This is a genomic window from Paenibacillus woosongensis (assembly GCF_009725165.1).
Classification (GTDB): domain Bacteria; phylum Bacillota; class Bacilli; order Paenibacillales; family Paenibacillaceae; genus Fontibacillus; species Fontibacillus woosongensis.
Map to the genome: position 1 here is coordinate 116,447 of NZ_WNZW01000004.1, position 12,267 is coordinate 128,713.

Consider the following 12,267-nt stretch of genomic DNA (forward strand, 5'->3'; position numbering starts at 1 on the left):
AAGTATCAACTTTAGATTGACGGGTAAAAGTCGCCGTCGGGCTCTCTTATAATGAAAGTGCTTACAAAAATGAAAGTCTGAAAGGGGAAGTCACAAGCATGAAGAAAAGACGGTTTTGGCTAAGTTGTCTGACCATCGTAATGCTGGCATCGCTGCTGTCCGCTTGCTCTGGCGGCAAAGACAATGGCAAAGCGGGAAGCAATACGTCAGCGGGCAGCGGCAATGGAGCCCAAGAAGAGAAGCTGGATAAAGTAACTTTTACTTATTTTAACGCAGTAGCAGGCAAGGACATTAATACGAATGAAACGACAATTGGAAAAATCTTCGAAGAGCAAACCGGCGTGAACTTTAAAATCGAGCATCTTGTTGGCGATGAGAATACAAAGGTAGGCACGTTTATAGCAAGCAACAGTTACCCGGATGTTCTTGTGCCAGGCGGCTCGATCGATAAGCTGCTGAGCTCAGGCTCTTTTATTCCGCTAAACGATTTGATCGATCAATACGGCCCGAATATCAAACGGGTATATGAGCCTTACTACAACTTGATGAAGGCTGAAGACGGCAACATTTATTTCCTCCCGATGAGCGCCGTAGTGGGCGAATACATTTCCGCTCCGAATATCGAGCAGGGAGCCTTTTGGATTCAGCGCCGCGTGCTGAAGGAAGCGGGATATCCAAAGATCAAGACGTTTGATGATTATTTAAATCTGATCCGCGATTATGTGAAGAAGCATCCGGGTGAAGACTTGACGGGGTATATCGCGTTGACTACGCAAGATCAGTTTTTTGCCCTTACGAATCCGCCGATGCACCTTGCAGGGTATCCGAATGACGGCGGCGTCATCATTGACATGGAATCTCACGAAGCGAATGACTATGCTGATGACGAGATTACCAAACGGTATTTGCAGGAGCTGAACCAGCTGAATGCAGACGGATTGTTCGACAAGTCATCCTTTGTTGACAACCGTGATCAATATCTGGCCAAAATCGCGTCCGGTAAAGTGCTTGGCTTCTTTGACTACAGATGGCAGGTCGGCCAAGCGATGAACAACCTGCGTGAAGCGGCACAGCAAACCGGCAACGATGATTTGGAATACATGGCACTGCCGATCGTTTTTGACGAAAACACCAAAGACCAGTATCTCGATCCGCCATCCTTTGTTAACAACCGTGGGGTAGGTATCTCGGTCAGCGCGAAAGACCCTGTACGCATTATCAAATATTTCGACAACCTGCTTACAGATGAGAATCAGATCTTATCGAACTGGGGCATTGAAGGCGAGACCTATTCGGTAGATGAGAACGGCCGTTTCTATCGTACCGAGGAACAAATCAAGCAGACGAATACGGAATCCTTCCGCGAGTCCTTCGGCTTCAAGTACTTCGAATACAACTGGCCGCGTTATGGTAACGGTTCTTCGCTGCCGGACGGCAATTCCGTGGGGGCGGGCCGTCAGCCTGAGGTAGCACAAATGTCTTACTCTGACAGCGATAAGAAGCTGCTGGAAGCATACGGCATCCAGTCGTTCTCGCAATTGTTTGCAGCACCTGACGTGCGTCCTTGGTACCCGGCTTGGAGTATTCAGATCGAGCAAGGTTCACCGGCGCAAATCTTTACGCAGAAGAAGGGGGATTTGCAGCGTAAATACTTCCCAAAACTCGTACTTGCCAATCCGGCAGAGTTCGACAAAATCTGGGATGAATACGTAAAAGAGTTCAACAAACTTGGCGTGAAAGATTATGAGCAGCTCATGACAGACGAAGTTGCGAAGAAAGTCGATCTGGTTCAAGGAAAATAATAAACCGAGAATTTGAAATGGAAGGGCCGGCTGATCTGGGCAATGAGAGGATTTCCGGCCCTTCTGTTATCTAAATTCCCCATTACTGGATAGGGAGGAGAAGAAACCGTGGACAATGTGACACAATTAAGACCGGCAGAGTCGCCCGAGGTTCAGAAAACGGACGGCGGCTTGAAAGGTTTCTTCCATAAACTAAGCAAGCAAAGAACGCTCGTCTTCATGTCGGTGCCTTTTCTGATTTGGCTGATCATCTTCAAATATTTGCCTCTGTGGGGCTGGAGCATTGCGTTCCAGGACTATAAGCCGGCAAAAGGAATGTTCGACCAGACCTGGGCAGGTCTGAAGCACTTTAAGTTCCTGTTCCAGGACGAGCATTTCGTCCGGGTTATGCGCAATACACTTGCCATGAGCTTTATCAATCTTGTTCTGGGTTTTGTTACAGCTATTACTTTGGCGATTCTTCTCAATGAGCTCCGTAAAGTCGCCTTCAAGCGCGTTGTGCAAACGATCAGTTATTTACCGCACTTTATTTCATGGGTTGTAGCCTCCAGCATTATCTCGACGGCGTTGTCTGCGGACGGCGGCATCATTAACGATGTGCTGATGTGGCTCGGCCTTATCAAAGAGCCGATTCTCTGGCTCGGGGAAGGGAAATATTTCTGGGGAATACTCGGTGTTTCGGAAGTCTGGAAAAACGTAGGTTGGAACACCATTATATATTTGGCGGCGATGACCAGTATTGATCCGTCTCAGTATGAAGCCGCGGAAATCGACGGAGCAGGACGGTTCCAGCGCATTTGGAATATTACGCTGCCGGGCATTAAGTCTGTTGTCGTCATATTGCTGATTATGAACATCGGAAACCTGCTGGAGACCGGCTTCGAACCACAATACCTGCTCGGCAACGGCATGAACGTCGACTATTCCGAGAACCTGGATATCTTTGTGCTTAAATACGGGATTCAGATGGGGAACTTCTCCCTCTCGATCGCGGCGGGTATGTTCAAGACGGTGGTCAGCTTCATTCTGTTGTTTACAGCTAACCATATCGCGAAGAGACTGGGCGAGGACCGGCTGTTCTAAGGTCGTATTTCTGAAGGAGGATTCAATATGGCTAAGTCGCTATCGAAAGCGCCTAAGATGCATGCCCGGTTCAAATCGCCATCGGACCGGCTGTTCGATACGTTTAATATCATCTTCATGATTTGTCTTATGATCGTTACACTGTATCCGTTTCTTAACACGCTCGCCGTGTCGCTTAACACGGCCAACGACTCCATCAAGGGCGGCATTTATTTATTGCCGCGGGAATTTACGTGGGAGAACTACAAATATGTATTTGAAGAAGCGACGATTTTCCATGCAACGCTGATTTCGGCGCTGCGTACCGTGATCGGTACGGTGCTGTCCGTGTTCTGCTGTACGATGGTCGCCTATACGATCGCCCGGCCGGAATATGTGCTGCGCAAGTTCATTTCGATCGCGTTTATTCTGACGATGTATTTCAGCGGGGGGCTTATTCCTAATTTTCTCCTTATCCGGGAGCTCGGCATGATGAACAGCTTCTGGGTCTATATCATTCCGGGTCTGATCGGTGTGTTTAACGTCATTATCATCCGTTCTTTCATCGAGAAGCTGCCGGAAGGCATTCTGGAATCTGCCCGTATCGACGGCGCAGGCGAGTTCACGACGTTTCTGCGGGTAGTCCTGCCGCTCTGTTTGCCGGTCATCGCTACCGTCTCCCTGTTCTCGGCCGTAGCACAGTGGAATTCCTGGTTTGATGTGTTCTTATACAACTCATCCAATGTGAACCTGAGCACCCTTCAGTATGAGCTCATGAAAATACTGCAGAACTCGAATACTTCGCTGAACAGCGGCAACGACTATGCAAGCATGTTCTCTGGCTCGGAAGCCGCCATCAACCGGGTAACACCGACATCCATCCGCGCAACGATGACAATCGTTGCGAGTGTGCCTATTATTTTGGTATATCCGTTCCTGCAGAAATACTTCGTACAAGGGATGACATTAGGAGGGGTTAAAGGATAATGAGCAGCGTTATAAACCGAAACGAACCGAAGCTGAAGGAAGTTTTCGCGGACTGCTTCCAAATTGGGGCCGCAGTGAACCCGCGGACAATTCAAACACAGGAGGAATTGCTCGCTTATCACTTCAACAGCATTACTGCGGAAAATGAGATGAAGTTCGTCAGTCTGCAGCCGGAGGAAGGGAAGTTCACGTTCGGGGATGCGGATGCTATCGTGGACTTCGCCAAACGATACGGCATGCAGGTCAGAGGGCATACGCTGGTCTGGCATAACCAGACGACGGATTGGCTGTTCGAGGACCGGTCTGGAGGCCTGGTCAGCAAAGAGACACTGTACGCGCGGATGAAGGAGCATATTCACACGGTGGTAGGGCGGTATAAAGAGCATATCTATGCCTGGGACGTGGTGAATGAGGTCATCGCCGACGAAGGGCAGGCGCTGCTCCGGGAATCGAAATGGACGGAAATCGCCGGGATTGAATTTATCGCCAAAGCGTTTGAACTTGCGCATGAAGCCGATCCCAACGCCCTGTTATTTTACAATGACTACAATGAATCGAATCCGCTAAAAAGAGAAAAGATCTACAGGCTCGTCCAGCTTCTGGTGGAGCAGGGCGCCCCTATTCATGGCATCGGCCTGCAGGCCCACTGGAATCTGTACGGGCCATCGCTGGACGATATCCGCGCAGCGATCGAAAAGTACGCTTCACTCGGGCTTCAGCTGCAATTAACCGAGCTCGACGTATCGATGTTCGCCTTCGACGACAAGCGAACGGATTTGAAGGAGGCGCCGGCCGAGCTCATTGAGCTTCAAGCGCAGCGGTATGAGCAGATGTTCAAGCTGCTCAAGGAATACAAAGACGTGATCGGCGCGGTGACGTTCTGGGGAGCGGCCGACGATTATACGTGGCTTGACAATTTCCCGGTACACGGGCGCAAAAATTGGCCGTTCCTATTCGATGACCGTCATCAGCCGAAGCCCGCTTATTACCGGGTGGCTGAGGTAGCCGGCTCATAAATGAGAACGGCAGGGTTGATGGATTCATTAGAGCTTAATAGGATGTAACCGGGGCTGTCCAATAAGTTCCCAAAATTAAAAGTTGGGCGGGAAGACGTAAGTTTTCCGCCCAACTTTTTTCATACACCTGCTTTTATAGACACGTAGTGAGGAGGCGGCCTGCTATTTTCAGTAGATTGTGGGCGGGGAGAAGCGACGAAACGAGCGGTTGCCCTTGATGTGACCTGCCCTTATCTAATGGATTTATAGTAGTTATTTTCTGCGGTTAAAAATGAAATGTAAATTTAAATGGATTTCATGTCGTTAGAGGAAGGGTGAGGACCAGCATGGACGGGATTCTTGACTTTAGGCGCATCAAATCCATCTAATTCTAATAGGTGTTTCGTATAGAGTAGAATTAGATACATAAATCCATTAGTTTACGTCATAGCGTAGTGTTCGACAGTTTTTATAGAGGAGCTAAAGAATGAGGGTGTCCCTCTGTTATTTAGGATCATTCTAGGGACAGCCCTATGCTAATTAGGGCACAAAAAAGCAGCTTGGCTGAAAATGAGGAAGTACAGGATGTGCCAGATGCGTGGGGGCGCACGATTTATTATAATCAAGGAACAGGAGGACGAATATGAAGCAGATATACAGCAACCCGGTATTGCCGGGTTTTTATCCCGATCCCAGCGTAATTAGGGTGGACAGCGATTATTATATGGCGGCGAGTTCGTTTGAGTATGTTCCCGGCTTGCCGATTTTCCGCAGCAAGGATCTGATTCATTGGCAGCAGATCGGGCATGCGCTGACACGCAAGAGCCAGATCGATTTGTCCGGCCGCAGAAGCTCGGAGGGGATTTATGCGCCGACCTTAAGACATCATGAGGGCGTCTTCTATATCATTACGACGGATGTGATGGGCATCGGCAATTTCTACATGACGGCTGCCGATCCTGCTGGACCGTGGAGCGATCCAATACGTATCCCTTACGGGAACATCGATCCATCGTTAATGTTCGACGATGATGGAACCGTGTACGTGACCGCGCAAATGGGGGCGGACAAGGACTCGCATATTATCCAGTATGAGATCGATATTGCAACGGGCGCGGCGCTAAGCGAGCCTGTCGTCGTGGCCCGTGGCGACGGAGGAGTATGGACGGAAGGGCCGCATCTCTATAAAATCAAAGGCCGCTATTATTTGACTTGTGCCTGTGGAGGCACAGGCCGGGATCATCGCGTCCTGGTCTACCGGGGCGATGCGCCTTACGGGCCGTTCGAGATGATGCCTTATCCGATGCTGACTCATAACCGCCTTGCTGATGATCCGATACAGAACGTCGGTCATGCCGACCTGGTCGAGGATTCGGAAGGAAGATGGTGGGCAATGTTCCTTGGCGTCCGTCCCGTAGACGGGCAGTACAGTGTTCTCGGGCGGGAAACCTTCCTGGCTCCCGTGCAATGGACCGAGGATGGCTGGCCTGTGGTAGACAATAATGAAGGAACAGTCAGATTGGAAATGACAGCGGAAGGAACATTCATCCCGTTGCCATCCTTGGCATCGGCGGCTGAGCCGTACTGGCGGGATGATTTTACGGATGACCAGCTAGGGCCCCGCTGGGCATTTCTTCTGGCCCCGCAGGAGGAACAGGTACTGCTGGGCACGCGGCCTGGTTACGTGATGTTGATGGGGAACAGTCTTGCTTTGCGGGATACAGGTCCTGCCTTGTTCCTCGGCGTCCGTCAGCAGCACCGAATTGTTGCGGTGTCTACGGAGCTTCATTTCGTTCCAGAGAACGAAGGCGAAGAGGCTGGAATTGCTGTCAGGCTCAATGAGCGGGGAAATCTGACGCTCGGAATCCGCCGGGAGGGAGAAGCTCAGCTTCTGATCGCTATGATGACGGATCAGGGAGAGACGACTGTCTTGGCAGAGAAGCCGGTTCCTGCGGAACGTGTGTGGCTTCGCGTAATCGCCAGGGAAAGAGAGTATGCGCTGCTGTACTCATTGGACGGGGAGGCATGGCACGTAACGGGAGCGGCGCCAGCCCGGGCATTGTCCCCGGAGAGCAACGGCGGCTTTACCGGGGCATTGCTCGGGATGTACGCGACCGGGAACGGCCGGGATTCCAAGACGCCAGCGTACTTTGACTATTTCAGCTATCAGGCGGAATAGAATAGTAAAAGAAAATCTCTCCTTCGAGGAAGGAGAGATTTGTTATTAAATACTTCATATTAATCATCGCAAAGGCAACGCTTCGCATTATCTCTCAAGCTTCTTGGGATCCAAAGGCTGCTCAATGACGTTCTCTAGGCCCGTGGCCATTTCCCCGTCCCAATCAAGCATGCCTCCGGCATAATTATGCACTGCGTCGAATCCATTCTGCTGAAAATATTTAGCTACATTAAAGCTCCGCTGCCCGCTCCGGCATATGAATACGTATTCCCGCTCCGGGTCCAAATCGTCCATATAGCCGATAATCTCTCCCATAGGAATGAGCGGTACGCCCGGAATATGAGCCTGAATATACTCCTCTGGCTCTCTCACGTCGATAATAATAGTTCGGTTGCCGGGGTCCTGCAGTATATCGCTCAGTTCTTTCGTGTCGATATGGGATACTCCCTGAATGACTTCGCTCATGATTGGGCACCTACCTCATGTTTTGTACTTAGTTGGTTTATTATACCTCTTTAATTGAAGATGTCCATGCTTAAATATCGTTCACCCGTATCCGGCGCAATGCATAATATGCGCTTGCCCGCCCCAAGCTGGTGTGCGAACTGAATCGCCGTCCAGACGGAGGCTCCCGCAGAAGGGCCAACCAGAATGCCTTCCAAGGCGGCTAGGCGGCGAGTCGTCTCCAGCGCATCCTCGTCGGACACCTGAACGATCTCGTCATAAACGCCGGTATTGAGAATAGGCGGAACAAAACCCGGACTCGTGCCGACAAGCTTATGCGGTCCCGGCTCTCCGCCGGACAGCACCGGCGAGCCCATTGGTTCAACGACGGCGATCCGGATGCCGGGAATATGCTCTCGCAAATATTCGCCAGTTCCCGTAATCGTACCGCCGGTTCCGGACGTGGCGACGAAAACATCGAGCCTGCCGTCCATTTGCTGCATGATCTCTGGCCCGGTGGTCAGGCGATGGATTTCCGGATTCGCCTCGTTCTGGAATTGCTGCGGCATGAAGCTGCCGGGAATTTCGGCAAGGAGCTGCTTCGCTTTTTCGATAGCCCCGGGCATCCGTTTGGCTGCGGGCGTGAGTACCACCTGAGCGCCATAAGCCTTCAAAATGTTAATGCGCTCTTTGGTCATATTATCGGGCATGACAAGGATCGTCCTGTAGCCTTTGGCCGCGGCGTTCATCGCAAGTCCGATGCCGGTGTTGCCGCTGGTCGGCTCGATGATAGTTGCCCCCGGCTTCAACATGCCGGTCTTTTCCGCCTCGCGGATCATATGGGAAGCCGCGCGGTCCTTGACGCTGCCGCTCGGGTTGAAATATTCCAGCTTGACGAAGACCTCAGCGTCCTGCATGCCGACCAGACGGTTCAGCTTCACGGCTGGAGTGTCTCCGACGAGCTCGGAGATGTTGTTGACGACTTTGCGGATCATGGCGCTCCCCTTTCTTTAGCCCTGTATGACAATATATTGTAGCGGTTGGAAGGCCCGACTTCAAGTTGCGGACAACAGGAAGAACCTTGGCAAGAGGTACTGAGCGCCTCTTTGGCCAAGGTTTGAATGCTGCTTTTTTTTGAGATATAGGAAGTATAAGCATGTCTGGTGGCCAGCCGTTACCAGGACGAGAGCTCTGTCCGTTTCCAGGTATCCTTGGCGACACAGACGTAAATGTAATTTTCGTCCCAAGCAATGTCTCCCTTATTGCCCGGAGCGCTGGAGGAGGCGGGAGTCTTCGCTTCGCGAATGGATATGCCGTCGCCGTTCACATCCAGCTTGCTCTGGGGTTCACTCGTCCCCACGCCGATCTTGCCGTCGCTTCTTTTCATGAATAATGCGCTATCGATCGCCTCGCCATCGTCTGAATAGCGCACGACGTTGAAATCCCCTCCTGTGTTATTGCCGGCAAGTTCGGAGCTGTCGGCTCTCAGGCTCCAGAGCGGAGTCGTTTCGTTTTCTTCCCCCGTCTTGGCAAACTGCAAGTCGCGGTGTCCTTCGCCTGCCACTCTTAAAATGCCATCCATCACGTTAAAGTTGGAGGAATGGGTGCGAATTTCCGATACGTCGGTATCGTAAGGAATTTCAAGGCGCGTGAATAACTCGTCCTTATGCTCCCCGTCCGGGGACATCGTTGTTTCGATCGAAATATGTTTATGGTCATGCTGCTCAGGATTGTTGGCTTTGTCATGGGATACGATGGCCGTCTTGTCCATACCCTTCTCATCGGCCCAGGCAATGGCTGGCTTGGCGCGTTCGGCTGTCCACTGCAGGCGGATCAGATCCGATAAGTGCCCTTCGCTGGCCACCCATTTCTGGTCCGTTGACAGATGTATCCGTTCATTATGCGGAAATGCGATGCCTCCTCCCGGAAGGGTAGAGGACTGGAATGCCGGCGTCTGTGCTCCCGTGGAAGCTTGCTTGGAAGCGCTGCTGGCCTGGCAGCCTCCTAAATAAATCAAACTTAGACTTAAAATGAAGAGTGCGGCGGTTTTTAAGGTTTTCATTTGACTCTCTCCTTTCATGATTAACACAAGATCATGATCCCGTCCAAAATGGTGTTTTTTTTCTCTCTTTATTTAATTCTAAGCTGCCATATTGCGACAATTGCTGTCGGAAAGATGGACGCGAAGGCTATTAAAGATGATAAAGAGTGTCGTCTGGTTCTAGCAATAGGCTGTTAGGTGGGTTTGGACTTGGCCAGGAATGACTGCGTACTTGCAAGATTAGGCAGATAGGAGCAGGAGCGAAGGTTATTGTGTCGCTAGAGCAGGACCCGGTGGAGAACGAACTGGGGTATCATTTTTAATTGATACATCGGTAGTTATGCCGAACACAGTTCTTCTGGAAATCAATTTTGGAATTCATGGGACGGGGGAGAGGATAGCAAACGTGAAATTAGGGAACGAAGCACTAGAAAAAGAAAGTGAATACTTCTACAATAAAACAGAGCTCCTTGTCAAGATGTGGACAAAGTTATCCACAGCTTGTAGACTAACTTCATGAAAAATAGATGAAAGCTTATGTACCAAGAGATTGATCGTTTTACGAAAATGAGGAATGTTTTTTTCTGAAAACTGTGGATAATGTGGATAGTTCAGTGGATAATCAGCGTTATTTTACAAAAACACGATTTTTAAAGGGAAAAAACGGCCTGTGCGGCCGTTTTTTATGGTTAGTCAGCAGTGGAATTGTGGATAAGCCTGTGCACAACTAGTGTCGTTTGTAAATGCCATGTAAAAAAATATTTTTAAGCTTCAGCCAGCGTTTCCCATTCCTCATAGGCTGCTGTCAATTGCAGCTTGCGCTCGTCGATGAGAAGCTGCCGCTCTTGCACGGCCGTATAGTCCTGATAAACCTCGGGCAGAGTTAATTCCGCCTCAATGGCCGCAATCTGCTCCTCCAGCTCGGCAATCGACTGTTCGAGCTGCTCCAGACGGCGCTGCCTCATGCGTTCCTCGCGCTTTGCTTGTTTCTCCGCCTCGAATGTTGCTGCTCCATTTTTGGCTGCGGCAGCGTCGGCTCCGGAGGAGCTGTCGTCTGCTGGTGCGGGAGTGGGTGTTTGGCTTGTGGCGTTTTCGTCAGCCAGCTCCGCAAGCTCTTGTAATTTCGCTAAATAGTCGTCATAATTCCCCAGGAAATGATTGGCCCCGCCAGGGTGCAGTTCGACGATCCGTTCCGCCATTTTATTAAGGAAATAACGGTCGTGGGAAATGAACAACAGCGTTCCGTCGTAATCGAGCAGAGCAGATTCAAGCACCTCTTTGCTGAATAAATCCAGATGGTTGGTCGGCTCGTCGAGAATGAGGACGTTGGCCTTTTGCAGCATCAGCTTGGCTAAAGCAACCCTGGCTTTTTCGCCGCCGCTCAGCGCGGCTATTCTCTTCTGAACATCTTCGCCGCTGAACAAAAAATTGCCCAGCACCGTGCGGATTCTTGCCTCCTCCATATGGGGAAAGGCGCTCCAAACTTCCTCGAGCACGGTGTTTGCGGCATTGAGGTGGGTCTGCTCCTGATCATAATACCCGATTTTTACTTTGCTGCCCCACACGATCGACCCGGAAGAAGCCTTCAGGTCGCCGGTTAAAATTTTGAGCAAGGTTGACTTGCCAATACCGTTCGGTCCGATCAGGGCAACAGTCTCGCCGCGCCGCAAATAGAAAGATACGTTACGAAACAGCGGATGCTTATCGTCGGCAAAGGAATAGGACAGGCCGTCAACCTGCAGCACATCTTTGCCGGTCATGTACTCTGCTTCAAAGGAAAAGCTCGCCCGCTTCAAATCCCCTGTCGGCCTTTCCATGATGTCCATCTTCTCTAGCGCTTTGCGGCGGCTTTGCGCCCGCTTTGTCGTCGATGCCCGGACAATGTTACGCTGAATAAAGGTTTCCATACGGGCAATTTCGTCCTGCTGTTTCTCGTACATTTTCATCTGGCTTTCGTATTCGGCCGCCTTCAGCGCGATGTAGCGCGTATAATTTCCTGTGTATCTTTTCGATTGATGACGTTCGATTTCGACGATGGCCGTGACGAGCCGATCGAGGAAATAACGGTCATGGGACACGATCAGCAGCGCCCCGGAATAGTTGCGGAGGTAGTCCTCCAGCCAGGTTAACGTCTCAATGTCCAAGTGGTTCGTTGGTTCGTCAAGCATGAGCAGGTCGGGAGCCTGGAGCAAAATCCGGGCCAAAGCGAGCCGGGTTCTCTGCCCGCCGCTGAGCGTGGAAATGAGCGTATCCGGCGGGAAGCTGCCGAAGCCCATACCGTGAAGCACACTGCGAATGCGAGTTTCGATTTCATAACCGCCATTATCCTTGAACCAGTCTTGTTTCCGGGCGTACCGCTCCAGTAATTCCTCGTAGGCCTTGTCATCGTCATGATGTTCGGCCAGCGCGGCGATTTCTTGCTCCATGCTGCGCAGCTCGCGCTCCGCATCCAGCAGGGAGGCGAAGACGTTCAGCATTTCCTCCCAAATCGTGAGCTCCGACTGCAGCCCGCTATTTTGAGCGAGATAACCGATCGTAGTTTCCTTCGCTTTATAAATCTGACCTTCATCATATGACAATTCCTGAGCCAATATTTGCAAAAGCGTCGACTTTCCGGCCCCGTTGACGCCAACCAAGCCGATGCGGTCCCGCTCTAAAACTTGCAGATTAATGCCATGAAGTATTTCAGTAACACCATATCGTTTCGTAATATTAGTCGCTTGAAGTAGCATAACTTCCGAATCCTCCGCTTATTCT

The 12,267-nt window shown here is 50.9% G+C and carries 9 protein-coding genes; 5 read left to right on the forward strand and 4 right to left on the reverse strand.

Translation table 11 applies throughout. The features are described 5' to 3' along the window. Positions 1-98 precede the first annotated feature (98 nt). From GNP95_RS13610 to GNP95_RS13630, 5 genes are all read left to right on the forward strand, one after another. Positions 99-1,802, forward strand: a complete 1,704-nt coding sequence (locus GNP95_RS13610) for an ABC transporter substrate-binding protein (protein ID WP_155611418.1) — start codon at positions 99-101, stop codon at positions 1,800-1,802. Between the two features lie 219 nt (positions 1,803-2,021). Then, positions 2,022-2,885 (forward strand): ABC transporter permease, encoded by an 864-nt coding sequence (locus GNP95_RS13615; RefSeq protein ID WP_155611547.1) that lies wholly within the window; start codon positions 2,022-2,024, stop codon positions 2,883-2,885. Positions 2,886-2,912: 27 nt separating this feature from the next. Further along, positions 2,913-3,851, forward strand: coding sequence for a carbohydrate ABC transporter permease (locus tag GNP95_RS13620; RefSeq protein WP_155611419.1), 939 nt, complete (start codon positions 2,913-2,915; stop codon positions 3,849-3,851). Then, positions 3,851-4,867, forward strand: coding sequence for an endo-1,4-beta-xylanase (locus tag GNP95_RS13625; RefSeq protein WP_155611420.1), 1,017 nt, complete (start codon positions 3,851-3,853; stop codon positions 4,865-4,867). The genes GNP95_RS13620 and GNP95_RS13625 overlap by 1 nt, the downstream gene beginning before the upstream one ends. 622 nt (positions 4,868-5,489) lie before the next feature. Further along, on the forward strand, positions 5,490-7,025 hold the full coding sequence (locus GNP95_RS13630) for a glycoside hydrolase family 43 protein (protein WP_155611421.1): 1,536 nt from the start codon (positions 5,490-5,492) through the stop codon (positions 7,023-7,025). 87 nt (positions 7,026-7,112) lie between these two features. Here GNP95_RS13630 and GNP95_RS13635 read toward each other — a convergent pair whose 3' ends face one another. From GNP95_RS13635 to GNP95_RS13650, 4 genes are all read right to left on the reverse strand, one after another. After that, positions 7,113-7,490: a rhodanese-like domain-containing protein gene (locus GNP95_RS13635; protein ID WP_155611422.1), complete on the reverse strand. Its 378-nt coding sequence runs from the start codon at positions 7,488-7,490 to the stop codon at positions 7,113-7,115. Between the two features lie 50 nt (positions 7,491-7,540). Beyond that, positions 7,541-8,464: a cysteine synthase A gene (cysK, locus tag GNP95_RS13640; protein WP_155611423.1), complete on the reverse strand. Its 924-nt coding sequence runs from the start codon at positions 8,462-8,464 to the stop codon at positions 7,541-7,543. A gap of 179 nt (positions 8,465-8,643) precedes the next feature. Next, the gene (locus GNP95_RS13645; RefSeq protein ID WP_155611424.1) at positions 8,644-9,531 is read right to left on the reverse strand and encodes a hypothetical protein; all 888 of its coding nucleotides are present in this window, start codon (positions 9,529-9,531) and stop codon (positions 8,644-8,646) included. Positions 9,532-10,274: 743 nt separating this feature from the next. Next, positions 10,275-12,242, reverse strand: a complete 1,968-nt coding sequence (locus GNP95_RS13650) for an ABC-F family ATP-binding cassette domain-containing protein (RefSeq protein WP_155611425.1) — start codon at positions 12,240-12,242, stop codon at positions 10,275-10,277. Positions 12,243-12,267 lie beyond the last annotated feature (25 nt).

Coding starts and splice junctions, on each gene's coding strand:
- GNP95_RS13610 (WP_155611418.1), top strand. CDS start 99: ATGAAGAAAAGACGGTTTTGGCTAAGTTGTCTGACCATCGTAATGCTG.
- GNP95_RS13615 (WP_155611547.1), top strand. CDS start 2,022: ATGTCGGTGCCTTTTCTGATTTGGCTGATCATCTTCAAATATTTGCCT.
- GNP95_RS13620 (WP_155611419.1), top strand. CDS start 2,913: ATGGCTAAGTCGCTATCGAAAGCGCCTAAGATGCATGCCCGGTTCAAA.
- GNP95_RS13625 (WP_155611420.1), top strand. CDS start 3,851: ATGAGCAGCGTTATAAACCGAAACGAACCGAAGCTGAAGGAAGTTTTC.
- GNP95_RS13630 (WP_155611421.1), top strand. CDS start 5,490: ATGAAGCAGATATACAGCAACCCGGTATTGCCGGGTTTTTATCCCGAT.
- GNP95_RS13635 (WP_155611422.1), bottom strand. CDS start 7,490: ATGAGCGAAGTCATTCAGGGAGTATCCCATATCGACACGAAAGAACTG.
- cysK (WP_155611423.1), bottom strand. CDS start 8,464: ATGATCCGCAAAGTCGTCAACAACATCTCCGAGCTCGTCGGAGACACT.
- GNP95_RS13645 (WP_155611424.1), bottom strand. CDS start 9,531: ATGAAAACCTTAAAAACCGCCGCACTCTTCATTTTAAGTCTAAGTTTG.
- GNP95_RS13650 (WP_155611425.1), bottom strand. CDS start 12,242: ATGCTACTTCAAGCGACTAATATTACGAAACGATATGGTGTTACTGAA.